Consider the following 21386-nt stretch of genomic DNA (forward strand, 5'->3'; position numbering starts at 1 on the left):
AGGCATAATGCCGCCTTTTTTTCCCGATACACAGGTAGCCCATGAAAGCCCAAGCCCGCCACATACTGGTCAAGACCGCTGACGAAGCCGAAAAGCTCAAGCAGCGCATCGCCAACGGCGAGGCTTTCGACGTGCTCGCCAAAAAGTTCTCTCTTTGCCCATCCGGCAAGCGGGGTGGTGACCTGGGCGAAATCCGCCCAGGGCAGATGGTCGGTGCCATCGACCAGGTGATTTTCAAGAAGCCTTTGCGTGTGGTACACGGACCGATCAAGAGCAAATTCGGCTACCACCTGGTGCAAACGTTCTACCGCGACTAAGGCGCTAGCCTTTTGCCACCTGACATTTTTGCCAGTTGTGGTCGTGACGCACTCCTCTATACAACCCCGGTAACCCTGCACACGACGTGTGGTGCGCAGGACTCCCCGGAGAATGGAGGTTTTCCTGATGCGTCTAACCCTGATGCTGACCCTGGGTTCGCTCCCGCTGCTGGCCATGGCCCCGCCCGCCGCAAACGCGGCTTGCACCTTCTCACCCGGCCCGGGTAACGACACCTACACCTGTGACAGCGGCACTGCGCCCTCGCTGGTGGACACCAGCGGTGATAACCGCCTGGTATTCCCGGCATCCGGTAGCGGCGCCATCACCGGCGACGTAACCTTTGGCGCCGGCAGAGACAGCATCGACATGGCCTCTGGCAGTGTTGGCGGCAACATCCACCAGGGTGCCGGCATCGATGACTTCGCCATGAGCGGCGGCGTCATCGAAGGCAACGTCAACCAGGGCGATGGCCTGGACACCTTTCACATGACCGGCGGCTGGATCAAGGGCACGTTCGACAGCGGCGACTATGCCGAAATGGACAACGGGCGTATCGGCAACGTCAACATGCGGCTGGACGAGAACACCTTCATCATGCGTGGCGGCAGCGTCGACCGGAACGTCATCGCGGCCTTCGACAAGGACTATATCGAAGTCTTCGATGGCAACATCGGCGGCAATATCAGCGTCAGCGGTGGCGATGACCAGGTGCTGGTGCATGGCGGCCAGGTTGGCGGCGATGTGTTGCTGAGCACTGGCAACGACCGCTTCACCTGGGACGGTGGCAGTATTGGCGGGCGCGTGGATGCGGGGCCAGGTGATGACACGGCACTGCTCAAAGGCCTCACGCCCGAGGTGCTGAGTATCACTGTGGACGGTGGCGACGGTACCGATAGCCTGACGTTCGATGCCAGCCAGCCGGCAGGCGGTGCCCGCTATGTGAATTGGGAGCGTGTGGCGCTGAACAATGGCAGCCGGCTGGCACTGGATGACACGCTGGTACTGGGCGACAGCAACAGCAGCACGGGCAGCCTCGCCCTCGACGCCAGCAGCAGCATCACTTCACGCCAAGGGGTAATCACTGCATTTGCCCCGGACCAGCGCGCCGCAATCAGCAACGCAGGTACACTTGACCTCACAGCCGGCAATGATGCCATGGGCCGCTTGAGCATCGAGGGTGATTACACCGGCAACAACGGCGCCCTGCGCCTGAACAGCGTGCTGGCCGGCGATGGCGCTGCTTCCGATCGCCTGGTGATCAGCCGCGGTGCCATCGCCGGCTCTACCCAGGTGCTCATCAACAACCTCAACGGCGCAGGTGCGGCGACTGCCCAAAACGGCATCCAGGTGGTCGAAGCCCGCGACGGCGCCACCAGCACGGCCAACGCCTTTGTACAGGCCCAGAGGCTATCGGCCGGTGCCTACGACTACCGGCTGTTCAAAGGCGGCGTCACTGCTGGCAGTGAAAACAGCTGGTACTTGCGCTCGACGCTGGTTGCGCCACCCGCTCCAACCCCTGTGCCGGCACCGGGCGAGCCGCCGGTGATCACCCCGGCCGTCATCCCGCCCGTTGCTGCACCCGCGCCCGGCCAGGCCGAGCTGCCTGCTCCGGCGCAGGGCCAAAGCCTGCCGCTGTACCGCCCCGAGGTCCCGGTTTATGCCGCAGCGCCACGGGGTGCCGCGATCATCGCCCGCCAGGCATTGGGCACCTTCCACCAACGCCAGGGCGACCAGCTGTTACTGCAAGGTGAAAGCGCCCTGCCCGCCAGCTGGGGGCAAGCCTACGGCGGCGCGCTGCGCCAGCAATGGAGCGGCACGGTCAACCCGAGCCTGGACGGCGACCTGTACGGTTTCAAGGTAGGCCAGGACCTGTATGCCAAGGTTGGCGAGAACGGTTACCGCCAGCATGTCGGTATCTACGTAAGCCACAGCCACCTGGACGCCGACGTCAAAGGTTTTGCCCTGGCCGTTCAAGACCGCAGCGTGGGCGACCTGAAGCTCGATGGCGATAGCGTGGGCACCTACTGGACGCTGGTCGGGCCACAGGGCGCGTACCTGGACGCGGTGTTGCAGTACACCCGTCTGGATGGCCGCGCCCGCTCCGATCGTGGCGACACGCTGAACGTCGACGGCCACGCCTGGACAGCTTCACTGGAATCGGGCTACCCCATTACTCTGTACGAGCGCTGGCGCGTGGAACCGCAAGCTCAGCTGATTGCGCAAAAGGTCGCGCTGGACAGCGCCAGCGACAGCGTCTCGCGCATCAGCCATGACGCCCAGGTCGAGCTGACAGGTCGCTTGGGCCTGCGCCTGGAGGGTGCGTTCACAGGAAGCAGCGGCCGCCTGTTGCAACCCTATGCGCAGGTCAACCTGTGGCACGGCGACGGTGGGCGCGACACCTTGACCTTCGATGACGCAGACAAGATCAGGACCGATTACCGCTATACCTCGGTGCAACTGGAAAGCGGTGTGGTAGCGCAGGTCAACAAAGCGCTGAGCCTGCATGGCGGCGTGCAGTACACCGCCAACCTGGACAGCCGCCAGCAGGAAGCCAGCGGCGTGAACCTGGGCGTGCGCTGGCAGTTCTAGCGGCGCGCAGCCAGCAGACCGAGGCCCGCGCAACCCAGCAAGGAAGCGCTGACCCGGTTGAACATCCGGCGTGGGCCAGGCTGGCTGAACCAACGCTGCATGTAGGCGCCCAGGCCTGAGTAGATGGCAATGGCCGCCCATTCCAACAGCAGGAACAACACACCCAGCCAAAGGAACTGCTCACTCACCGGGGTGCTGCTACCGACCGAGACGAACTGCGGCAGGAAGGCGGTGAAGATCAGGATGGCCTTAGGGTTACCGGCCGCCACCCAGAACTCCTGACGCGCCAGGCGCCAAGTGCCGCCTGGGTGATCGCTTGCCACCACGGTCTCGCTCACCGGTGCGCGCCACAGTTGCCAGGCGATATAGAACAGGTAGGCCGCGCCCACCACCTTGATGGCCAGGAACAGGTATTCGCTGGTATGCAACACCACTGCCAGGCCCATCGCGGCCAGGGCGATCATGCCGCAGAAGGCAAGGATACGGCCGGCGCCGGCCACACAGGCGGTGCGCAGGCCGTAACGGCTGGCGTTGTGCAACGACAACAGGTTGTTTGGCCCTGGCGCCATGTTCAAGGCGAAGCAGGCGGGGATGAAAAGCAGCAGGCTTGAAAGGTCCATTCTCGTTTTCCTCTGACAACAGCCCTCTATTTCGGCGCGTTCCGGGCCCTGGGGTCAAGTAACAGCCAGTGATAAAAACTGTACGGGTGCACGGTACCTGTTACCCTTCCGGCAATACCGAGGAGCCTGTAATGCCCCGTTCCCACGCCGCCCTGTGGCGCGACCCGGCCCTGGCACATGTCGAAAGCCGGCGCGCCTGCGATAGCCGGGCCTGCTACAAGTCCCACAGCCACCCGACGTTTTCCATTGGTGCGGTGGATGCTGGCCACAGCCATTTCACCGGGGCTGCCGACGGGCAGCAGCACCTGGTACCCGGCACACTGGTAATGGTCCCCGCCCACCGCGTGCATGCCTGCAACCCGGCACCCGGCCTGGCCTGGAGCTATCAGATGCTGCATGTGGATGCCGACTGGCTGACGCAGTTGCGCCTGGAGTCAGGTCTTGGCGGTATCGGAGCCAGCGAACCGGTGCGTATCTGCAGGGAGGCTGAGGTATATCGGCAGTTCTGCGCGCTGAACAGGTTACTGTTTTCCAGTGCCTGCACCGGCGAGAAAGATGCGGCGCTGATTGCCTTTCTGGGCGACCTGGACTTTTCCGCGCACCCACCGCTGGCAGCGCCCCCCACCCTGGAAACCGCCACCTTGAGCGGGTTGCTTACACGCATCGAGCAGCAGGACCCTGCGCAATTGAGCCTGGAGGTGTTGGCGCGGGAGGCGGGGCTTGGGCGCTATCAGCTGATCCGCGCGTTTCGTGCGGCTACCGGGTTCACGCCGCATGCCTACCTGCTCAATGCCCGGGTCAATCGCGGGCGGCAACTGTTGAGTGAAGGGCTGGCCCTGGCGGAAGTGGCCTATCAGCTTGGCTTTGCTGACCAGAGCCATTTCCAGCGGGTGTTCAAGGCCCATGTGGGGGTTACGCCGGGGCAGTACCGAGGGAACTGAAGGCTGCTGCAGGTGCAATATTGTTCAATACGCCAGAGCAGGCCCGGCAGCAGACTGCGTTTTTTTCCGTAGAGCAGCCCCCAATGCAGCAATTCATGATCATCGCCCTGGCCCACTTTCTCGCCCTGCTCTCACCTGGCCCGGACTTCTTCCTGGTCGCACGCAACGCGATCAACAGCGGCTGGCGCATCGCCAGCGGCGCCTGCCTGGGCATAGCGCTGGCCAATGGCGCGTTCATCGTCATGGCCTTCACCGGGCTTTCGGTACTGCAACAGGGCGGCCCGCTGTTCACCACCCTGCAACTGGCAGGCGCCAGCTACCTGCTGTACATCGGCGTGCTGTTCCTGCGCCATGCCGGGCAAACCAGCCTGGGCACAGTCGCCGGCAGCCAGCGGGTTCATGGCTGGTGGCGCAGTTTGGGCATGGGCTTCTTGTCCGGCATCCTCAACCCCAAGAACGCGTTGTTCTATGCCAGCCTGGCGAGCATGGTCGCCAGCGTCAGCCCCGGCTGGAAGGCAGCCTACGCCGTATGGATGTTCAGCATCGTCCTGCTCTGGGACCTGCTGGTTGCCGTGGCCATCGGCAACCAGCGGGTACTGCGGCGATTCGCCCGCAGCCTGGCGTGGCTGGAGCGGGCCTCGGGGGTCATGCTGGTGATCTTGGCGGGGGCTTTGTTGCTGCATCTGGCTCGGGGCTGACCCGTTGCAAGGTGCGCATGTCGACCAAGGTGAAATGGCCGCTGGCCCAGCCCCCCGTGTCCAGGTGCCACACATTGCCCAGCAGCTTGGCCTCCAGCACCGGGGTGTGGCCGACCAGCAGGGCTCGCAGGCCCTGCACCGGTTGGGTGTCCCCCTCTTTCAGGCGCCGACGCGACCACTGGCACACTTGGCGCACTTCAGGGTCGTCATCCAGTTCCAGCCAGGAGCGTAAGACTGCCCAGTCGGCAAACGGGCTGTCTGCATGCAGCAGGCCTACCAGCCCGTCCGCACTCTCCACTTCCATGGCAATCGGCAACTGCTCGAAACGCTCCACGAAACGCAGTTGCTCGCGCCGCGGCAAGTCGAGGAACCAACCACCCCCGGCGGCTCGGTACATGCCCAGGTCGAGCCGCCCACCACGCACGCGGGTGATTGCCAAGGCTTCATGATTGCCCTGGACGGCATGGAACCAAGGCTGGGCCAGCCATTCCAGCGCTGCCTCGCTGTGCGGCCCACGGTCGACCAGGTCACCCACGCTGAACAAGCGGTCCACCGCCGGATCGAACCCTACCGCATCCAGGCACTGTTGCAGGCGCTGGAAGTGGCCATGGATATCGCCCACGGCCAGATCCCGTCCCCGGATATTGGCGATCAGCCGCCGAAACCGTGCCATTACAGTGTTCCTCCGCTGGTAGCACCATGCCCGCTTTCGCGCAGGCCGTGCTCATGGCGCTGTCACTGGACAGCATGGCACAAGGTACCGTGGCTGCGCAGGTCGGAGGGCGTTTTACCGCGCACCTCAGGCTTCCTGAAAAACCCTTCACTGGAACAGGCGTTGGTGCCGATAGTATGCTCGGCACGTCAATCTTCACCAGGGAATGGTTCTGATGAAACTGTGCGCCGTACAACTGGCGTCGCTCAAGGGCGATTTGCCAGCCAACCTCCAGCGCCATCTGGTTTGCATCGAGCAGGCTGCGGCCCTGGGTGCCGAACTGGTCGTGTTCCCCGAGCTGTCACTGACCGGCTATGAGCCGAGTGTGGCACGCCAGGCCGCCCTGCCCGTCACCTCCGTGCGCCTGGACCCGCTGCAGGCAGCGTGTGACCGCTTGGGCATTACGGTTGCCGTGGGCCTGCCATTACCGACGCCCGACGGCATACGCATCGGCATGCCCATCTTCTGTCCTGGGGCGCCGCGCCAGGCCTATGCCAAGCAGCGCTTGCATGATGATGAGCTGCCTTACTTCACCCCAGGTGATCAGGCATTGCTGCTGGAGGTGGGTGAACATCGGGTGGCGCCGGCGATCTGCTACGAATCGATGTTCATGGCGCATGCCGCCATTGCCCGCGAGCGCGGTGCCAACCTGTACCTGGTCAGCGTTGCGAAAACCGCCAAGGGTATCCGCGAGGGATATGCGCACTACCCAGAGGTGGCACGCGAGCTGGGCATGCCAGTGTTGATGGCCAACTGCGTGGGGCCGGCCGACACCTTCATCGGTGCCGGCGGCTCTGCCGCGTGGGACAGCCAAGGGCAGTTGCTGGCCAACCTGGATGACCACAGTGAAGGCCTGATCGTACTCGACACCCGCAGTGCCAGCGCGATCACCCTGCCCTTGAGTCCGTACCTTGCATGATCTATCTGTTTCTGGCGTTGCTGAGTTACGCCTGCACCTACTACCTGGTCGGCTTGCTGATTCAGGGTCAACTTGCCGATGTGGCCGAGGGCTTGCGCCATCGGCCCGATGCGCCTACGCCCGGCGAGTACCTGCGTGAGGTCGAGCCCCGCGCACGTCTGGCGCGGCGGCAGTACACCTTGATCGCTGGTACGGTGCTGGCCGTGCTGGCCTGCCTGATTGCCAGCGGGTTCGATTGACGCCTTACAGGTCCAGTGCCAGGCTTTGTCGCCCTTCCAGCGCCAGCAGGTACTGCTTGGCCGCCAGGCCACCGGCAAAACCGGTCAGGTTGCCTGACGCGCCGATTACCCGGTGACACGGGGCGATGATCGAAATCGGGTTGCGGCCATTGGCAGCGCCGACCGCGCGTACCGCCCTGGGGTTGCCGAGCTGCCGGGCAATATCGCTGTAGCTGCGGGTTTCGCCGAACGGTATCGCCAGCAGCGCAGCCCACACCTGACGCTGGAACTCAGTACCGGCGAAGTCCAGCGCCAGCTCGAAACGCTGGCGCTTGCCGTCAAAGTACTCTTCCAGCTGGCGAGCGGCTTCCAGCAGTACCGGGCACTGGTCGTCCCGGTGCAGTGCGCCCAGGCGTACGCGGTTTTCCCGCTCTTCTTCCCACAATACGGCTGCCAGGCAGTTGCCACGGGCCACAAGGGTGAGCATACCGACGGGCGATGGCATGATCGTGAATGCGCTGGACATAGCCGGCTCCTGCAAGTTGCGACCGCCCAACTGTACGCATCCACAGTCTTTCATGCACCCGCTTTCTTGCTCAGTTCATTGCGCAGCCGGCAATGTGCCGCGCCTGGCTGAGCGTGACCTTGGGTATCAGTTCAGCGGGAATGCGTGATGTTGCCGACAGGTTGTAGACGCGGAAATGCTCGTTCACCACCTCCCTGGCCATTAGCGTCAACGACGGCAGGATGCGGCTGTCCCAATGCTGGTCGAGCCCGCACGGCGAAGACGGGCCCTGGCCGTCCTCGTAAAAGCGCCCGACGCTCTGGTCGAGGTCTACCCCCACCAGCAACACTTCCTCGAAGCCCAGGTGATAGGCCAACTGCAAGGCCACATAAACCACCGTGCGGGCATCGAAAAAGCCATGGGCGAGGTCTTTACTGAAGGCGATCGAGCGGCTGCGTTTGCTCCACAGTGCCCGGTTGCACACGCAACTGTCACCCTGGCCGCGCAAACCGTCCAGCAGGCTCGGCGTGTCGGCTTTGTGCAAGGCATAACACTGGGTGTGGGCTGGCACATCGGCACGCGCATACTGCTCTGGCCACAGGGCCAGGCGTTCGCTGTCGCGCACGGCAGTGGCGAACAAGGCCGGCTGTTGCTGGCAAAAGCTTTTGTCGGTGCACACGTAGAAGAAAGGTTTTATGCCGTGTTCGGCGGTCATGGCGACCGAGCCATTCATGGCGATGATGGGCAAATGCGCAAACTCGCCCAGTGGAAACTGTTTGGCAGAAGCGCCGGAGGCAAGGATCACCACGGGGCCCTTCTGGGTGTTGCGACACGCCTCGAAATCGGAGAACGCCCCGCGTTCAGCGCTTGGCTGCAACGGAAGTGTGTTCATCAATGGCATCTTTAACCGGACAGTACAAACCACAATACTGATCCGTGTATATGCCGTGGCCGCTTTTACCTGACGTTACTTGGCTGAGCTTCAGTCAACCGCCATTCCCTTGTTTGGCGGGGTTTCAGCCTGGCGAATACCGGCTGGTCCAACTGCCTTAACAGACCACCGCAGTGAAAAAGTGTTCCCCTACTGTGGATAAGGAATAGCGATGACCATCACCGATGGTGACGGACGGGTACTAAGCGCCTTTCGTCATGAGCCTGCTTGATGCTTACCACTGGCGAGACTAATACTTAAACATCTGCCTGGGGAGGCACGAAAAATGCAACCAAGATTCGTTATCGTTCCCGCTGTGCCGATCGAAAAGGAGTCGTTCCGCGTAGGCAGCCGCTACTACGCCGCTACCGTTTGTGGAGGGTTCGACATTTATGACAATCAGGCAAAGGAGCGGCTCAAGCCGAGCTATCCAAACCGGAAGGAGGCGCAGGTGAAGTGCGAGCATTTGAACAAGCGGGATGACGCGGGGTAACCGTAGAGATCTGCGCGGCTCAGCAAGCTCGGGTTACTGACTCAATCCAGACATTCCTTGGCAGCCTGGCGTAATTTGTCGCCAGACAGAAAGCTGCCCTTGTAGAAGGTCGCGCGGCTGCCCTCGCGAACGTCGACTACGTCAAGCACATCGTCGCTTGCCACGGCACTTGATGCCGTGAGCCGGTAGCCGTGGGCTATCGACTTCTGCGTGGCCTGGGGTGCCAGCGCCTGCCATTTTGGCAGGACACAGGCGGCGTACTGCTGCGGCGACTTTTTGGTCAGTTTGCTGGCTGTGGGTTTGCCAGGGGTTGCGCAACCGGCAAGGCTGGCAACCAACACAGTTGCGAGAAAAATACGAAATGTAGGCATTTGCAATCGGCCGTTATGAATACGCTGCATTCTAACGGCGATGACACCGCGTTACCAATCAACCAAAGTCTTGCAGCAGGACGAAGCCCAGCGAGATCTGTGTAGCGCACCTGATATTTCTGCCAGTAGCCGGGGCACGCCGCAACAGTGAAACTCCCGAGGGACATCACACCACGACTCGGCAGGGCTTCATACCATGCAAACGAACGCCAACCACACTCAGTTCTTCTATCAGAACGGCAAACTCGTCACCCTTAAAACCGGTGAACAGGGCCATAGTATCTTTCGCTCGCAGGACGTCCCCCTTGCCGAGCGACAATCAGACGACACCAACGCCGGCGGACTGCTGGCAACTGACGACAAGGGTTCGGTGCTGCAGGTACAGGAGAAAAGCTGAAGCCCTGAGGATACTCCGGCGCCATTGCGGGCCAAACCCGGGGTCAGGGCTTGGCTCCCCTGTACAACACAATGGCTGCTATATCCAGGGCCAACACACTGCCGACAAACAGGAACATGACGTACAGATCTTCAGAGAGCATTGCCGTATCCCCCAGATGCGCCGGTTTCAAAAGGGGTATGCAATTACTGATCCCGTCAGCGCGACAGGTATGCGAGCTGCGAATCAGCTGAACTTTAACTTGACTACTTTGCTCAGCGCCCAGCCACTGAAGACATAGAACGCATCCAGGTAGAAGCGCCCTGCATAGTTGGGCAACGGCGTTTGATTCAACAGCACATCCGGCTCGGGCGCGGGAGGAAACAGTGCATAAAAGCCGTTGGGCAGAACTGCCAGTGCCAGCAGTAACAGGTAAGTCGAGGCTTGTAGCAGGGTGGCACGATGACTGGATCTGGCGGACCACTTCAGCCCGTAGTAGGCAACCAGGCCGGCAACAGGCAAAACCCAGAAATGCGTCGGAATCCCAATGAACATTTCGGCGACTACGCTTCTTGCTTCCACCTGCGACTCTCCATCCAAATACAACGATTATTACGGGCGGGGCCGGCAAATGCAAAGCAACGCTGCTCAGGCCATACCGGCTCCACCCGCCCTTTTTGAACGTTGCCGGGCAGGCGATCGGCAGACAAAAAGCCCGCTCTCGACGGCGGGCTATTGGTGTGGGGTAGGATGATTACGCTTTTGAACACATCAGTGCAGCATCCAGCAACCTGCCATGGTCGTACCAGGCATCACGTTGATAGGCCGTGAAGTGGCGTTCGGCTCCCGCGCCCCGCAACTCTACAAGACCATCGGCCTTGTCGGGGTCAGTGCTTTCGACGAAAAGCCTGACCGCGTTATCACCCTCGACTTCATAGGTTTTCACATTGCTTTGTAGCTCGCCTTTGACGCACCCCAGATACGCAGGTGGGCTTTTCATGGTAGTGCCAGCCGTATAATCGTGGCTGTCACGTACATCAGGGTTTTGTGCGCAGCCTGCCATGAACAACATGGCTACCCCGGATACAAGTAGTGCCCCTGCTAGCGATCTTGAGTTATTCATGCGACACGCTCCTGCAGCCCCATCGAAAACCGGGAAATGTTGCCAAGCAGCCTGCCCTTTTTTAGGTTTTGGTATGCCCATGTTACTGCGCCATCGCGACCGGGCATTAGGTTTGTTTGCTATATAGGTTTCAGGGCGTTTCCCTCACGCCCTGCCGTGCCCCGATTACGAGTAAGTCCTACCCCATAACCGGGGTCAGGGGATGGCGTTGAGAAACACATAAGTCGCCGCCAGGTCCAGTACCAGCACAGCAACCACGCTGAAAATCATGTAATAGCGGTCATCCTGAGTCATATCTGCGTACCCCGCATGATCAATGTCTCAAGGTCACAGCAATTCCCGTTCCAGCAACCTGATACCGCCCACTGGCACCGCGCCAGCCAAACAGCGCAATCGCGCAGTCAGTCCTTGATCTGGCATACGCCATTGGCTTTGTTCTTACCGGTATACGAAACGTCCGGCGAGCCGTCCGGGTTGATCGACAACGATACCGTTACCCCTCCACCTTTGGCCTCGAAATAGTTGTCATTGAATTTCTTTAGCTTGGCTTCCTTGCCATTGATGTAGATAGGCCCACCTTTATCGGCATGGACCTCGATATTTCCGGGGCATGTCGCGTTCAACAGCGGAATACCGGCGTGGGCAGCGCCCGATGCGGCAAGCAACAGGCCCAGTAACAAACGCTTCATTTGTAGTGTCCTCGTGGGTTGTCGGGGTGTGCGCGTTAAATCAGTCCTGCGATGGCGAAGAGGCTCATCGCTCGTTCGAGATTGTAGGCAAACACATGCAGGCTCATCTCGCTACGCATTTTTTTTATTCAGTGCATCCAGTCCGCCCGTTGGCGGGTATTGCTGGTGGGCGGCCTTTGACTGCCCAGCCCAATGACTTTCAGGAGCACTGCAAATGAACTTCAAATACTCCGCCTGCCTGCTTGCCTGCAGCCTCGCCCTTGCGCTGCCGCCCGCCCACGCCCAGAGCGCGCTGCCAGAACCGATCAAAGTCCCTGATGGCCATCGCGTCCTGCTCGAAACCGTCGGCGTCGGCGAGATCACCTACGAGTGCCGCGACAAGGCCAACACCCCCGGTCAAACCGAATGGACTTTCGTCGGTCCCAAGGCAGTGCTCAATGACCGTACCGGTAACCAGGTGGGCGACTACTTTGGCCCGCCCGCCACCTGGCAGGCCAAGGATGGCTCGAAAGTCACCGGCACCCAACTGGCAGTGGCACCGGCGGACAAAGGCGCCATACCGTATCAACTGGTCAAGGCCAACCCGGCCGAAGGCAAAGGCGCCATGCAGGGGGTCAGCTATATCCAGCGCCTGGCTACCCGCGGTGGTGTGGCGCCGTCAGTCGACTGCACGACGCAGAACAAAGGTGCCAGGCAGGTCGTCCAGTACCAGGCTGACTATGTGTTCTGGACAGCCAAGTAACACGCACCTGAGCCTACGCCCTGCGAGTGATGATCTACGCTCGATGGCAAGCCCCCGGCTGGATGGCCGGGGTACCTTGCCTTACACAAGGAAGCCACACACGTTGAACTCGCCGGCCGCCCCCTTCGACTTCCATCGCTGCCTGGTCGCCTGTGCACAGGGTGACCGGCGAGCCCTGCAGGCGCTCTACGATCATGAAGGCGCGCGCCTGCTGGGCGTTGCCCGGCGTATCGCACGTGACGACGCCACTGCAGAAGACATCGTCCACGATGCGATCATCCGCATCTGGACCCGCGCCGCCAGCTACGACCCGGCGCGCGGCTCGGCTCGGGGCTGGATCTACAGCATTACCCGCCACCTGGCACTGAATTCGATACGCGATACCCGCCGTGAAACGGTACTGACCGATGCCGACACCGAAACTGCGTCAACATTGCACGGGAGGGTTGATGACCTTGACCTCTGGTCCGGCTCAGCAAAGATTTACCGTTGCCTTGAACAGCTGCAGCCCGCACCGCAACGCTGCATCCTGCACGCCTACGTGGACGGCTGCAGCCACGCCGAGATAGCCGGTTTATTGGGCGCGCCACTGGGCACTGTCAAGGCCTGGATCAAACGCAGCCTCAAAGCGCTACGGGAGTGTCTGGAATGAAGCCCGATTCTGCCGAAGAACTGGACAGCCTCGCCGGGGAATATGTGCTGGGGACCTTGTCGCCGGAGCAATATGCCGCGGTGGCCGAACGCCTGCATACCGACCCCGCGCTCCGCGCCGCTGTGGATGCCTGGGAGGCCCGGCTGTTGGAGCTGACCGCGCTGTCTACCCCACAGCCGCCGAGCCCCCGCCTGTGGCGCCGTATCCAGCGCAGCCTCGACGAGCTACCCGCACCGCGCACACAGACGCGTTTGTGGCAACGCCTCGGCCTGTGGCAAGGGCTCAGCGCCGCAGGGCTGGCTGCAAGCCTGCTGCTGGCGTTTATCCTGCTGACCACGCCCCCCTCTACCACGGAATACCTGGTGGTGCTGGTGGCGCCAAACAGCCAGGCCCCCGGCTGGGTGGTACAGGCCAGTGACAGCCACATGATCGAACTGCTGCCGCTGGGCCAGGACACGGTCCCCGACGGCATGGCCCTGCAGTTCTGGACCAAGGGCGAGCAATGGCGTGCCCCGGTTTCGCTTGGCCTGGTCAAACCAGGCGAACCCTATCGGGTTCCGCTGCAAAGCCTGCCCCCTTTGGAGGCCAATCAATTGTTCGAGCTGACGCTGGAGAAAGCCGGTGGCTCGCCTACCGGTCTGCCGACAGGGCCGGTGAAGTTCATTGGACGCGCGGTGAAAGTGATATGACACGAAAGGGCCGCAGCACGTGTCTGCGGCCTTCGTAAAGCTGGAAGCCAGGGTCAGGCGCGGATCACCTCAAGGCGATCCCGCCCAGCCTCTGTGATGGCGTTCTCTCCTTCATCGCTGATGCGATAACGTCCTGACACCATTTTGGTAATTGAGAAACGGACCAGCCCGCTTTGGGACAAGGCTTGGCCTGCTTCGAAGCTCATTGCCTGCTCCAGGTCGAAGATCTTGATCTCTCCGATTTTATAGCGTGCAAACGCGACCAAGGCGTTATCCAGTTCTTGTTGACTGATCGTTGTAGCGACTTCCATTCGACCTCCCAGGTCATGAGAGCCCCGGTCCGTGGGGGTGGAGGCAACGAACCGGGTGGCTTGTTGAAGGCGGACCGTACTATGCAGTCACGGAAGTCGCTACTGGCTTTCCATCCATGCTGGATGGGTAGGCAGCACGACACCCGCCACACCTACGGTCACTTCAGGAGCCGTCGCCGCATGCCCCGCGTCACCTACCTCGCGGGTAATCCCGCTAAGCCATGCGGCCCTGCTCAGACCATGCTCATCGCCGCACGCAGCGCCAGCAGGTAGGTTTCGACACCAAACCCGCAGATTTGCCCGCGCACCACCTCGGCAAATACCGAGTGATGGCGGAACGGCTCCCTGGCATGGATGTTGGACATGTGCACTTCTACCACCGGCACTTCGATGATGGCCAATGCATCACGAATGCCGTAGCTGTAATGGGTCCAGGCACCGGCATTGATCAGCACGGCATCTACCCGGTCCTCATAGGCCTGATGGATGCGTTCGCACATGGCGCCTTCGAAGTTGCTCTGGAAGCTCTCAACCTGGGCTCCCAGCTCTTCGCCCAAGGCCTGCAACGCCTGGTCGATGTCGGCCAGGGTCGCAGTGCCGTACTGGCGCGGGTCGCGCTTGCCGAACATGTTGTGGTTGATGCCATGCAGCATCAGTACATTGGCGACCATCGACCTACTCCAGGGGAATCGTCAGCTGATCGATCACCGCACGTGTGTCGGGCCGCACCCCGCGCCACCAGGCAAACGCCTCGGCGGCCTGCTCCACCAGCATGCCGACGCCATCGGCCAGGCGCGCCTGGCCGTGCGCGCGGGCCAGACGCAGGAAAGGCGTGAGGCCTTTGCCATAGGCCAGCTCGTAGGCCAAGGCCGCCTCGCCCAGCACATCAGCAGGCAGTGGCGGCAGATCAGCGGTCAGGCTCGCCGAGGTGGCGTTGACCACGATGTCGAACGATTGCCCTTCCAGCGCTTCGTAGCGGCTGATGCGCAGACGCGGGTGGTCGAGCTCGTTACGCAGCGCCAGCGCCTTGGCCATGTCCCGGTTGGCGATCACCAGCTCACATGGCCCCGCCTGCAGGAACGGCAGCAACGCCCCGCGCACCGCGCCACCAGCACCCAGCAGCAGCAAACGGCGGTTGCGCAGCGGCTCGCCAAGGTTCTGCTCGATGTCCCGCAGCAAACCGATGCCATCGAAGTTCTCGGCGACGATGCGACCATCCTCGAACTTCAGCGCATTTGCCGCCCGTGCCAGTTGCGCCCGCTCGCTGCGCCGGTCGGCCAGTTCGAAGGCACGCAGCTTGAACGGGGCGGTGATGTTCATGCCCTTCCCGCCTTCGCTACGAAACTGCAGCACCTGGGCTTCGAAGTCTTCCAGCGAGCCTTCAATGGCCCCGTATTCCAGCTGCTGGTTGCTGGCCTGGGCGAACAGGCCATGAATCAGCGGGGATTTGGTGTGGTTGATCGGCCGGCCGATCACTGCGTAGCGGTCGCTCATCGTGCATCTCCGTGGGTGAACAGTACACCGTCTGCCTGCAGGGCAACGATTTCTTCGGGGCTGAAGCCAAGCCCGGCGGCCACTTCGGCGTTGTGCTGGCCAAGGTCCGGGGCCACTTGGTGAATGGTGGTGTCGCAGTCGGAAAAGCGGAACGGCAGGTTGGGCAGGCGCAGCGTGCCGTAGCGTGGGTGCTGCTGCTCGATGACCATGTTGCGTGCCTGGATCTGCGGATCGGCCAGCACTTCGTCGATGCGTTGGACCTTGGCACTGGGGATGTCGATGGCATCGAGCAACGCCAGGATCTCGGCCACCCGACGCGCGCCGACCCAGTCGCGGACCACCGCCAGGATCGCCTCACGGTGGGCGTTGCGGCCGTTGAGGTTGTGGTAGCGGCGGTCGCTGCCGAACCCGGGCGGGCCGCCGTTGGCTTCGAGCATGGCCGCGAAGCGTTGCCAGGCATCGTCGACCTGGGCAGCGATCACCAGGTCGCCGTCGGCAGCGCGGAACACGCCGTACAGGGTCGAGGTGGGCATGTCGTGGCCGGTCTGCTGGGGCAACACAGTGCCACCGGACAGCGTGTAACACTGCACCGCGTATTCGTGCATCGACACCAGGGTGTCGTACAGCGCCATGTCGATATGCTGGCCACGGCCACTGCTCACCCGGCCGAGCAGCGCGGCATTGATCGCCGCCACCGCGTGGATGCCGGTGTACATGTCGCCCAGGGAAATACGCAGCAGCGGCGGTGCCTCGCCCGGCACGCCCACCATCTGCATGATCCCGCTCTTGGCCTCGGCGATCAGGCCGAAGCCGGCGCGGTGGGCGTCCGGCCCGGTATGGCCGTAGGCGGAAATCGAGCAGTACACCAGGCGCGGGTTGCGCGCCGACAGCTCGGCGTAGCCCAGGCCCAGCTTGTCCAGGGCGCCGGGGCGGTAGTTCTCGATGAACACGTCGGCCGAATCGGTCAGGCGCTGCATGAACGCCTTGCCGCGCGGGTCCTTCATGTTGACGCTGACGCCCTGCTTGCCCATGTTCAGCTGCAGGAAATAGCCGCTCTGCTGGTCGTCCAGGGTGAACGCGTGCTGGCGGCCAGCGTCGCCGCTACCCGGCCGCTCGACCTTGATCACCTCTGCGCCAAGCGCCGCCAGGCAACGGCCGACATAGGGGCCAGCGAGGAAGTGGCTGTAATCAACGACGCGGATACCCGCCAATGGCAATGCCTGGCTCATGCTGCTGCCCTCCGCGGCACCATCAACCGGTGCTCGCCACGTTGCACGACTTCGCCGTGCTGGTTGATCAGTTCCGAAGGCAACACCACGATGCCCCAGCCAGGTCGGCTGTTGCTCGGGCGCATCGCACCCACTCGCATGCGTACGTGGAGCACGTCGTTGACCTTGATCGGCAGCACGAAGTCCCAGGTCCAGCCCAGCGACATGCCCGGCAGGAAGCGGTACTCGCACTGGGTCTTCAGGCCGTCGGCGATCGACAGCCCGAACAGGCCGTGGGCAACCAGGCAGCCAAAGTGGCTGGCGTTGGCGTAAGCCTCGTCGACATGCACCGGGGTGTGATCGCCGGTAAGGTCGGCGTAGGCCAGGATGCGTTCGCGGGTCACGGTGTAGGTCGGGCTGATGCACTCGTCGCCCTCGCGGGCATCGTCCCAGTACTTTTCAATTACGCTCATGCCTGCACCTCCGCGCGCGGGTCGATGGCCAGTGCCTGGGCTACGCATTTGGCCGGCAGCGCCTGGATGAACTCCACCGCCAGGCCATCAGGCAGGCGTAACCAGTTGCGGCCCTGAGGCATTTCGCTGACGCCAAAGCGTTGGGCGGCGGCCAGCGCCGCTTCCAGGTCCTCACACATGATGCCCAGGTGCGCCATGCGCCCTTCCGGGCCAGTGAAGTCCGGCTGGTGAATGAACTGCAGGCCGCCGAGGGTCCAGTACTGCGCCGGTTGCTCGACGTCACCCTGCACTTCACGCATGCTCATGCCGCACACCTCGCTGAAAAAACGGATATGCCACTGAATGTCCTGCACCCAGAACGCCACGTGTTCGAGGTAGGCTTTTGGCTGGCTCATGGGGTTTCTCCCTTCTGGTGATCGGCCATGGCGCGCTCGATACCCTTGATGCAGGCCACCAGGGTCGCGTTGACCGGCGTGGCCACGCCATGGCGCTGGCCCCAGCGCACGACGGAGCCGTTGATGAAGTCGATTTCGGTGATCGAGTTTTTTTCCAGGCTCTGCAGCATCGAGGTGCGGAAGCTCGCCGGCAGGCCTTCGGCGGCCAGTGTCCAGGCAGCTTCGGGGCTGGTCAGGCTCAAGCGGATGCCGGCGCGCTCGGCCACGGCGATGGCCTCGGCCACAGCGGCCTTGGCGGTACTTTCCAGTAGCGGCTCGCTGTATAGCTGGCCGTAGCTGAGCATGGTGATACCGCTCAATGCACCGGTGGCGACGTTGACCAGCAGCTTGTCCCACATGGTGCCGAGGATGTTGTCGCTTACCGTGGTGGCCAGCCCGGCGTGGTTGAACGCTTCGGCGATGGCCTGCACGCGCGGCGTCAGCTGGCCGTCGAGCTCGCCGATGAAGGTCTGTTTGCCGGCCACACCGGCACGGATCGAGCCCGGCGCGAGCAGCACGCCGCCGACATAGGTCTTGCCAGCCAGCACCCGCTCACGCCCCACCGCCTCGGCCAGGATGTCCTCGTGGCCGAGGCCGTTCTGCAGCGACAGCACCAGCGTCTGCGGCCCGATCAGCGCGACAGCGCCGGCGATGGCCTCGGCGGTGTGAAACGACTTCACCAGCACCACCACCAAATCGGTCACGCCAACGTCTTCGGCTTCAATGGCCGCGTTGACCGGTACATAGCGCTCGCCCCGTTCGTCCTGCACCCGCAGCCCGTGCTGGTTCATCGCCTCGATGTGCGCGCGGCCGCGGTTCAGCAGCCAGGTTTCATGCCCTGCCTCGCTCAGGGCCGCGCCAATGGCGCAACCCAGTGCTCCGGCGCCCAGAATGCAGATTTTCACGTCGCAGACCTCCTGTGATTTGCGATCACCTTATGCAGCAGGGGTTATTTGCGCTATACAATGGCCTCAATACGACTATTGAGAATCGCAATGACGGCTACCCTGGAGGCCCTGCCCGAACCCAAGCTGCTGCAGTTGTTCGACGTGCTTTACCAATGCCGCAGCGTGACCCGCGCCGCCGAACAGCTAGGGCAGAGCCAGCCGACCATCAGCATCTGGCTGGCGCGCCTGCGCGAGCAATTGAACGACCCGCTGTTCGTGCGCACGCCGGGCGGCATGGCCCCTACCCCCCGCGCCGATCAGCTGATAGGGCCGTGCCGCGAGGTGCTGGAATCGCTGCGCCGGCTGACCGCCTGGGAGCCGCAGTTCATCGCCGCCACAGCGCAGCGGCGTTTTCGCCTGTGTGTCAGCGATGCCAGCCACATCACCTTGCTGCCAAGCATCCTCAACCATCTGCGCAGCCATGCGCCGGGTATTCGCCTGGAGGCGGCGCGGATCGACGGCAATACCGAGAGCGCGCTGGAGTCGGGCGAAGCGGACCTGGCCATCGGCTTCGTGCCCTGGCTGGGCGGGGGGATGTATCAGCAGGTGCTGTTCGAACAGGACTGGGTATGCCTGAGCAACCCGCAGCATCCACGCCTGAGCAATGGCATGAGCCTGGAGCGGTATCGGGCCGAGGGGCATGTGCAGATCAGTTTCGGCACCGGGCAAAAGCTGCTGGAAGCAGGGTTGGCGCGGGCCGGGATCGAACGGCGGATCATGCTGGAGCTGCCAGCGTTTCTCGGGTTAGGGATGATAATCGGGACTACCGATCTGCTAGGCACCTTGCCGCGGCATATCGGGCAGACACTGGCCGATATGCATGGGCTACAGGTCCATGACTGCCCGTTCGAAGTGGAGGGGTTCACGGTCAAGCAGCATTGGCATGCCCGCTATCATCAGGACAATGGAAATCGATGGTTGAGGGACGTCGTGCGCGGATTGTTTCAGCAAGCAAGCCAGGCATGATCCAGTTTCGACTTAGATAGCATTGCCCAGATAAGGCCCGAATTCTCCAACAGGCCAAGTCACAAGCGACGTTTGGTTAACACATCGGATAAAGCCGCACACGCGCAGGGCTGCTACAGCCTTCAGGCTCGTCTTTGGCGCCAGCAGTGAACCTTCGTGGCTGGCGGGGCTCAGTTGTCCAGAGCGCGTTTGCGACGTCGACAAAGGATTGCCATGGGACATGCCTCCTCAACCGCCCTCCCCCAGGTTCGCATCGAACGTGAACTGAGCCTGCGGGCGGTGCTCACCGGCACGGTGCTGGGCATCTTGCTCACGCCCTCGAATGTGTACGCAGGGCTGAAGATCGGCTGGTCATTCAACATGTCGATCATCGCCTTGCTGGTCGGTTTCGCCCTGTGGCAGGGCCTGGCAAGGCATCGCAACAACCGCTCCGCGTGGACGTTGCACGAAAGCAACATCAACCAGACCGTGGCGTCAGCCGCCGCCTCCATCATCTCCGGCGGGCTGGTCGCGCCGATCCCCGCCTATACCCTGCTCACCGGACACCAACTGGACCCGCTGCCGATGATGGCCTGGGTGTTCTCGGTGAGCTTCCTGGGCATCTGGATCGCCTGGTACCTGCGCCCCGCCCTGCTCAACGACCATGGCCTGAAGTTTCCCGAAGGCATGGCGACCTTGGAAACGCTGCAGCAGATCTACAACCACGGGCGCGAAGCCATGGCGCGGATCAAGGTGCTATGCAGCGCCGCGTTGCTTTCAGCACTGGTCAAATGGGTAGACGGGTTCGTCTGGGCGATACCGCGCTGGGCGCCCACGCCGGCGCTCGAGCGCCTGACCTTCACGGTCGACCCTTCGCTGATGCTGATCGGCTTCGGCAGCATCATCGGCATTCGCGTGGGCGTGACGTTACTGATTGGCGCCGCGCTGGCCTGGGGCGGACTGGCGCCGTGGTTGATCGAACAGGCCTTGGTGGCGCTTGCTCCGAACGCCAGCGGCCCGCAGTTTGCCGCGCTGGTGGAATGGCTGTTGTGGCCTGGCGTGAGCCTGATGGTCTGCGCGACGCTGACTTCATTGTTGGTTCGCCTGTTCCAAGTGCCCCGGCGATCGCCCGCTGAACAGCGAACGCCGCGCGCCAGGATGCGTTTTAGCCCCTGGCCTGCGTCGGGGCTGCTGCTGTCCACGGCGCTGATCATTACCCTGCAGGTGTTGTTGTTTGGCATCGACTGGTGGATGGCGCTGTTGAGCATTCCGTTGGCCGTGTGCCTTGCCGTGGTCGCGGCGCGCGTGGTCGGCGCCACTGGCATCGCACCGATTGGCGCCATCGGCAAGCTGTCGCAGCTCAGCTTCGGCCTGATCGCCCCCGGCCAGGTGGCGATCAACCTGATGAGTGCCAACACGGCGGGTGGCGCGGCCGGGCAATCCACCGACCTGATGAACGACTTCAAGGTTGGCCAGGCGATCGGCGCTACGCCGCACAAACAGCTGATTGCTCAGTGCGTCGGTATTTTCATCGGTAGCGTGGTCGGCGTGCTGGTGTATCGAGTGCTGATTCCCGATCCGCAGGCCTTGTTGCTCACTGAGCAGTGGCCGGCACCGGCAGCGGCGACCTGGAAAGCGGTTGCGCAGACGCTGACCCAGGGGCTGGGGGCGCTGTCCTTGGAGTCGCGCTGGGCGATTGCGACTGGGAGTGCTGTTGGCGTACTGCTGGGGGCACTGGACAGCCTGTTGCCGCAACGGGCAGCCCGCTGGCTGCCGAGTACGGCGGCGCTGGGGTTGGCGTTCATCCTGCCTGCATCGATCAGCCTGATGATGGGGTTTGGTGCCGTAGTGACCTGGCTGGTCAGTTGCCGGTGGCCGAGGGTGACGGAGCGTTTTGCGATTACCGCGGCGGCGGGGTTGATTGCCGGTGAGAGCATCATGGGGGTGGCGGCATCGTTCTGGGAGATGCTTCGTGGGTTCTAGATACT

Annotated in this window: 29 protein-coding genes; 14 read left to right on the forward strand and 15 right to left on the reverse strand. The window is 62.7% G+C overall.

Translation table 11 applies throughout. The features are described 5' to 3' along the window. Positions 1-41: 41 nt before the first annotated feature. Together ACE4QZ_RS14490 and ACE4QZ_RS14495 are read left to right on the forward strand one after the other, a co-directional pair. The gene (locus tag ACE4QZ_RS14490) at positions 42-317 is read left to right on the forward strand and encodes a peptidylprolyl isomerase (RefSeq protein ID WP_010953969.1); all 276 of its coding nucleotides are present in this window, start codon (positions 42-44) and stop codon (positions 315-317) included. Between the two features lie 112 nt (positions 318-429). Then, a complete protein-coding gene (locus ACE4QZ_RS14495) occupies positions 430-2907 on the forward strand; it encodes an autotransporter outer membrane beta-barrel domain-containing protein (RefSeq protein WP_021785661.1) in 2478 nt (825 codons plus the stop codon). On the opposite strand, the gene ACE4QZ_RS14500 is transcribed toward ACE4QZ_RS14495, so the two are convergent. Further along, positions 2904-3527 carry a LysE family translocator gene (locus ACE4QZ_RS14500; protein WP_012052432.1) on the reverse strand — a complete coding sequence of 208 codons (624 nt, stop codon included), beginning with the start codon at positions 3525-3527 and terminating at the stop codon, positions 2904-2906. The two genes, ACE4QZ_RS14495 and ACE4QZ_RS14500, sit on opposite strands and share 4 nt — an antisense overlap. A 131-nt stretch (positions 3528-3658) precedes the next feature. On the opposite strand from ACE4QZ_RS14500, the gene ACE4QZ_RS14505 reads away from it, so the two are divergent. Then, positions 3659-4468, forward strand: coding sequence for a helix-turn-helix transcriptional regulator (locus ACE4QZ_RS14505; protein WP_021785571.1), 810 nt, complete (start codon positions 3659-3661; stop codon positions 4466-4468). 83 nt (positions 4469-4551) lie between these two features. Beyond that, complete coding sequence (locus ACE4QZ_RS14510; RefSeq protein ID WP_021785572.1) at positions 4552-5166, forward strand: LysE family translocator; 615 nt, start codon at positions 4552-4554, stop codon at positions 5164-5166. Here ACE4QZ_RS14510 and ACE4QZ_RS14515 read toward each other — a convergent pair. After that, positions 5114-5839: a serine/threonine protein phosphatase gene (locus ACE4QZ_RS14515; RefSeq protein ID WP_021785573.1), complete on the reverse strand. Its 726-nt coding sequence runs from the start codon at positions 5837-5839 to the stop codon at positions 5114-5116. The two genes, ACE4QZ_RS14510 and ACE4QZ_RS14515, sit on opposite strands and share 53 nt — an antisense overlap. A gap of 26 nt (positions 5840-5865) precedes the next feature. Between ACE4QZ_RS14515 and ACE4QZ_RS14520 the strand changes: the two genes are divergently transcribed. The 3 genes from ACE4QZ_RS14520 to ACE4QZ_RS14530 are packed head-to-tail and all read left to right on the forward strand — an operon-like array spanning position 5866 to position 7036. Beyond that, positions 5866-6054, forward strand: coding sequence for a hypothetical protein (locus ACE4QZ_RS14520; protein WP_021785574.1), 189 nt, complete (start codon positions 5866-5868; stop codon positions 6052-6054). Continuing rightward, the gene (locus tag ACE4QZ_RS14525) at positions 6054-6797 is read left to right on the forward strand and encodes a carbon-nitrogen hydrolase family protein (protein WP_021785575.1); all 744 of its coding nucleotides are present in this window, start codon (positions 6054-6056) and stop codon (positions 6795-6797) included. The genes ACE4QZ_RS14520 and ACE4QZ_RS14525 overlap by 1 nt, the downstream gene beginning before the upstream one ends. After that, positions 6794-7036: a hypothetical protein gene (locus ACE4QZ_RS14530; protein WP_021785576.1), complete on the forward strand. Its 243-nt coding sequence runs from the start codon at positions 6794-6796 to the stop codon at positions 7034-7036. Before ACE4QZ_RS14525 ends, ACE4QZ_RS14530 begins: the two co-directional genes overlap by 4 nt. Before the next feature lie 4 nt (positions 7037-7040). Here the strand turns inward: ACE4QZ_RS14530 and ACE4QZ_RS14535 are convergent, their stop codons facing one another. Together ACE4QZ_RS14535 and ACE4QZ_RS14540 are read right to left on the reverse strand one after the other, a co-directional pair. Then, the gene (locus tag ACE4QZ_RS14535; protein ID WP_021785577.1) at positions 7041-7541 is read right to left on the reverse strand and encodes a methylated-DNA--[protein]-cysteine S-methyltransferase; all 501 of its coding nucleotides are present in this window, start codon (positions 7539-7541) and stop codon (positions 7041-7043) included. 70 nt (positions 7542-7611) lie between these two features. Next, entirely contained in the window at positions 7612-8412 is an 801-nt protein-coding gene (locus tag ACE4QZ_RS14540) for an LPS biosynthesis protein (RefSeq protein WP_021785578.1), read from the reverse strand. Between the two features lie 325 nt (positions 8413-8737). Here ACE4QZ_RS14540 and ACE4QZ_RS14545 point away from each other — a divergent pair, with 325 nt between their 5' ends. After that, positions 8738-8944, forward strand: coding sequence for a hypothetical protein (locus ACE4QZ_RS14545; RefSeq protein WP_021785579.1), 207 nt, complete (start codon positions 8738-8740; stop codon positions 8942-8944). 41 nt (positions 8945-8985) lie between these two features. Here ACE4QZ_RS14545 and ACE4QZ_RS14550 read toward each other — a convergent pair whose 3' ends face one another. Next, on the reverse strand, positions 8986-9345 hold the full coding sequence (locus ACE4QZ_RS14550) for a hypothetical protein (protein ID WP_021785580.1): 360 nt from the start codon (positions 9343-9345) through the stop codon (positions 8986-8988). Between the two features lie 166 nt (positions 9346-9511). Between ACE4QZ_RS14550 and ACE4QZ_RS14555 the strand changes: the two genes are divergently transcribed. Beyond that, positions 9512-9712, forward strand: coding sequence for a hypothetical protein (locus ACE4QZ_RS14555; protein WP_021785581.1), 201 nt, complete (start codon positions 9512-9514; stop codon positions 9710-9712). A 225-nt stretch (positions 9713-9937) separates the two neighbouring features. On the opposite strand, the gene ACE4QZ_RS14560 is transcribed toward ACE4QZ_RS14555, so the two are convergent. From ACE4QZ_RS14560 to ACE4QZ_RS14570, 3 genes are all read right to left on the reverse strand, one after another. Further along, positions 9938-10246 carry a hypothetical protein gene (locus ACE4QZ_RS14560; RefSeq protein ID WP_021785583.1) on the reverse strand — a complete coding sequence of 103 codons (309 nt, stop codon included), beginning with the start codon at positions 10244-10246 and terminating at the stop codon, positions 9938-9940. A gap of 199 nt (positions 10247-10445) precedes the next feature. Beyond that, complete coding sequence (locus tag ACE4QZ_RS14565; protein ID WP_021785584.1) at positions 10446-10814, reverse strand: hypothetical protein; 369 nt, start codon at positions 10812-10814, stop codon at positions 10446-10448. A gap of 401 nt (positions 10815-11215) precedes the next feature. Continuing rightward, positions 11216-11503, reverse strand: a complete 288-nt coding sequence (locus ACE4QZ_RS14570; protein ID WP_021785585.1) for a hypothetical protein — start codon at positions 11501-11503, stop codon at positions 11216-11218. Positions 11504-11717: 214 nt separating this feature from the next. Between ACE4QZ_RS14570 and ACE4QZ_RS14575 the strand changes: the two genes are divergently transcribed. The 3 genes from ACE4QZ_RS14575 (at position 11718) to ACE4QZ_RS14585 (ending at position 13586) form a co-directional block, all read left to right on the forward strand. Continuing rightward, positions 11718-12245, forward strand: coding sequence for a DUF3455 domain-containing protein (locus ACE4QZ_RS14575; RefSeq protein ID WP_021785586.1), 528 nt, complete (start codon positions 11718-11720; stop codon positions 12243-12245). Positions 12246-12348: 103 nt separating this feature from the next. Then, positions 12349-12897 carry a sigma-70 family RNA polymerase sigma factor gene (locus tag ACE4QZ_RS14580; protein WP_021785587.1) on the forward strand — a complete coding sequence of 183 codons (549 nt, stop codon included), beginning with the start codon at positions 12349-12351 and terminating at the stop codon, positions 12895-12897. Then, the gene (locus ACE4QZ_RS14585) at positions 12894-13586 is read left to right on the forward strand and encodes an anti-sigma factor domain-containing protein (protein ID WP_021785588.1); all 693 of its coding nucleotides are present in this window, start codon (positions 12894-12896) and stop codon (positions 13584-13586) included. Before ACE4QZ_RS14580 ends, ACE4QZ_RS14585 begins: the two co-directional genes overlap by 4 nt. 53 nt (positions 13587-13639) lie before the next feature. Here the strand turns inward: ACE4QZ_RS14585 and ACE4QZ_RS14590 are convergent, their stop codons facing one another. The 7 genes from ACE4QZ_RS14590 to ACE4QZ_RS14620 form a co-directional block, all read right to left on the reverse strand. After that, positions 13640-13897 (reverse strand): hypothetical protein, encoded by a 258-nt coding sequence (locus ACE4QZ_RS14590; protein ID WP_021785589.1) that lies wholly within the window; start codon positions 13895-13897, stop codon positions 13640-13642. 233 nt (positions 13898-14130) lie between these two features. Continuing rightward, positions 14131-14568 carry a type II 3-dehydroquinate dehydratase gene (gene aroQ, locus ACE4QZ_RS14595; RefSeq protein WP_010953903.1) on the reverse strand — a complete coding sequence of 146 codons (438 nt, stop codon included), beginning with the start codon at positions 14566-14568 and terminating at the stop codon, positions 14131-14133. A 4-nt stretch (positions 14569-14572) separates the two neighbouring features. Then, a complete protein-coding gene (gene aroE / locus ACE4QZ_RS14600) occupies positions 14573-15391 on the reverse strand; it encodes a shikimate dehydrogenase (protein WP_021785590.1) in 819 nt (272 codons plus the stop codon). Further along, positions 15388-16620 (reverse strand): CaiB/BaiF CoA transferase family protein, encoded by a 1233-nt coding sequence (locus ACE4QZ_RS14605; RefSeq protein WP_021785591.1) that lies wholly within the window; start codon positions 16618-16620, stop codon positions 15388-15390. The genes aroE and ACE4QZ_RS14605 overlap by 4 nt, the downstream gene beginning before the upstream one ends. Beyond that, entirely contained in the window at positions 16617-17072 is a 456-nt protein-coding gene (locus tag ACE4QZ_RS14610) for a MaoC family dehydratase (RefSeq protein ID WP_004576665.1), read from the reverse strand. Before ACE4QZ_RS14610 ends, ACE4QZ_RS14605 begins: the two co-directional genes overlap by 4 nt. Continuing rightward, a complete protein-coding gene (locus ACE4QZ_RS14615) occupies positions 17069-17467 on the reverse strand; it encodes a VOC family protein (protein WP_021785592.1) in 399 nt (132 codons plus the stop codon). Before ACE4QZ_RS14615 ends, ACE4QZ_RS14610 begins: the two co-directional genes overlap by 4 nt. Further along, the gene (locus tag ACE4QZ_RS14620; protein ID WP_021785593.1) at positions 17464-18411 is read right to left on the reverse strand and encodes a ketopantoate reductase family protein; all 948 of its coding nucleotides are present in this window, start codon (positions 18409-18411) and stop codon (positions 17464-17466) included. The genes ACE4QZ_RS14615 and ACE4QZ_RS14620 overlap by 4 nt, the downstream gene beginning before the upstream one ends. 90 nt (positions 18412-18501) lie before the next feature. Here ACE4QZ_RS14620 and ACE4QZ_RS14625 point away from each other — a divergent pair, with 90 nt between their 5' ends. Next, complete coding sequence (locus tag ACE4QZ_RS14625) at positions 18502-19419, forward strand: LysR family transcriptional regulator (protein WP_021785594.1); 918 nt, start codon at positions 18502-18504, stop codon at positions 19417-19419. Positions 19420-19632: 213 nt separating this feature from the next. Beyond that, positions 19633-21381 carry an OPT family oligopeptide transporter gene (locus tag ACE4QZ_RS14630; protein WP_021785595.1) on the forward strand — a complete coding sequence of 583 codons (1749 nt, stop codon included), beginning with the start codon at positions 19633-19635 and terminating at the stop codon, positions 21379-21381. Positions 21382-21386: the final 5 nt, after the last annotated feature.

Source organism: Pseudomonas sp. DCA-1 (assembly GCF_046523955.1).
Classification (GTDB): domain Bacteria; phylum Pseudomonadota; class Gammaproteobacteria; order Pseudomonadales; family Pseudomonadaceae; genus Aquipseudomonas; species Aquipseudomonas putida_Y.

Excerpts from the sequence above, each read along its gene's own strand:
- aroQ (WP_010953903.1), bottom strand. The coding sequence starts at position 14,568 with ATGGTCGCCAATGTACTGATGCTGCATGGCATCAACCACAACATGTTC.
- ACE4QZ_RS14540 (WP_021785578.1), bottom strand. The coding sequence starts at position 8,412 with ATGAACACACTTCCGTTGCAGCCAAGCGCTGAACGCGGGGCGTTCTCC.
- ACE4QZ_RS14585 (WP_021785588.1), top strand. The coding sequence starts at position 12,894 with ATGAAGCCCGATTCTGCCGAAGAACTGGACAGCCTCGCCGGGGAATAT.
- ACE4QZ_RS14590 (WP_021785589.1), bottom strand. The coding sequence starts at position 13,897 with ATGGAAGTCGCTACAACGATCAGTCAACAAGAACTGGATAACGCCTTG.
- ACE4QZ_RS14490 (WP_010953969.1), top strand. The coding sequence starts at position 42 with ATGAAAGCCCAAGCCCGCCACATACTGGTCAAGACCGCTGACGAAGCC.
- ACE4QZ_RS14605 (WP_021785591.1), bottom strand. The coding sequence starts at position 16,620 with ATGAGCCAGGCATTGCCATTGGCGGGTATCCGCGTCGTTGATTACAGC.
- ACE4QZ_RS14510 (WP_021785572.1), top strand. The coding sequence starts at position 4,552 with ATGCAGCAATTCATGATCATCGCCCTGGCCCACTTTCTCGCCCTGCTC.
- ACE4QZ_RS14500 (WP_012052432.1), bottom strand. The coding sequence starts at position 3,527 with ATGGACCTTTCAAGCCTGCTGCTTTTCATCCCCGCCTGCTTCGCCTTG.
- ACE4QZ_RS14555 (WP_021785581.1), top strand. The coding sequence starts at position 9,512 with ATGCAAACGAACGCCAACCACACTCAGTTCTTCTATCAGAACGGCAAA.
- ACE4QZ_RS14625 (WP_021785594.1), top strand. The coding sequence starts at position 18,502 with ATGACGGCTACCCTGGAGGCCCTGCCCGAACCCAAGCTGCTGCAGTTG.
- ACE4QZ_RS14630 (WP_021785595.1), top strand. The coding sequence starts at position 19,633 with ATGGGACATGCCTCCTCAACCGCCCTCCCCCAGGTTCGCATCGAACGT.
- ACE4QZ_RS14525 (WP_021785575.1), top strand. The coding sequence starts at position 6,054 with ATGAAACTGTGCGCCGTACAACTGGCGTCGCTCAAGGGCGATTTGCCA.
- ACE4QZ_RS14520 (WP_021785574.1), top strand. The coding sequence starts at position 5,866 with ATGCCCGCTTTCGCGCAGGCCGTGCTCATGGCGCTGTCACTGGACAGC.
- ACE4QZ_RS14515 (WP_021785573.1), bottom strand. The coding sequence starts at position 5,839 with ATGGCACGGTTTCGGCGGCTGATCGCCAATATCCGGGGACGGGATCTG.
- ACE4QZ_RS14545 (WP_021785579.1), top strand. The coding sequence starts at position 8,738 with ATGCAACCAAGATTCGTTATCGTTCCCGCTGTGCCGATCGAAAAGGAG.
- ACE4QZ_RS14560 (WP_021785583.1), bottom strand. The coding sequence starts at position 10,246 with ATGTTCATTGGGATTCCGACGCATTTCTGGGTTTTGCCTGTTGCCGGC.
- ACE4QZ_RS14550 (WP_021785580.1), bottom strand. The coding sequence starts at position 9,345 with ATGCAGCGTATTCATAACGGCCGATTGCAAATGCCTACATTTCGTATT.
- ACE4QZ_RS14610 (WP_004576665.1), bottom strand. The coding sequence starts at position 17,072 with ATGAGCGTAATTGAAAAGTACTGGGACGATGCCCGCGAGGGCGACGAG.
- ACE4QZ_RS14530 (WP_021785576.1), top strand. The coding sequence starts at position 6,794 with ATGATCTATCTGTTTCTGGCGTTGCTGAGTTACGCCTGCACCTACTAC.
- ACE4QZ_RS14615 (WP_021785592.1), bottom strand. The coding sequence starts at position 17,467 with ATGAGCCAGCCAAAAGCCTACCTCGAACACGTGGCGTTCTGGGTGCAG.
- aroE (WP_021785590.1), bottom strand. The coding sequence starts at position 15,391 with ATGAGCGACCGCTACGCAGTGATCGGCCGGCCGATCAACCACACCAAA.
- ACE4QZ_RS14575 (WP_021785586.1), top strand. The coding sequence starts at position 11,718 with ATGAACTTCAAATACTCCGCCTGCCTGCTTGCCTGCAGCCTCGCCCTT.
- ACE4QZ_RS14495 (WP_021785661.1), top strand. The coding sequence starts at position 430 with ATGGAGGTTTTCCTGATGCGTCTAACCCTGATGCTGACCCTGGGTTCG.
- ACE4QZ_RS14535 (WP_021785577.1), bottom strand. The coding sequence starts at position 7,541 with ATGTCCAGCGCATTCACGATCATGCCATCGCCCGTCGGTATGCTCACC.
- ACE4QZ_RS14565 (WP_021785584.1), bottom strand. The coding sequence starts at position 10,814 with ATGAATAACTCAAGATCGCTAGCAGGGGCACTACTTGTATCCGGGGTA.
- ACE4QZ_RS14505 (WP_021785571.1), top strand. The coding sequence starts at position 3,659 with ATGCCCCGTTCCCACGCCGCCCTGTGGCGCGACCCGGCCCTGGCACAT.
- ACE4QZ_RS14570 (WP_021785585.1), bottom strand. The coding sequence starts at position 11,503 with ATGAAGCGTTTGTTACTGGGCCTGTTGCTTGCCGCATCGGGCGCTGCC.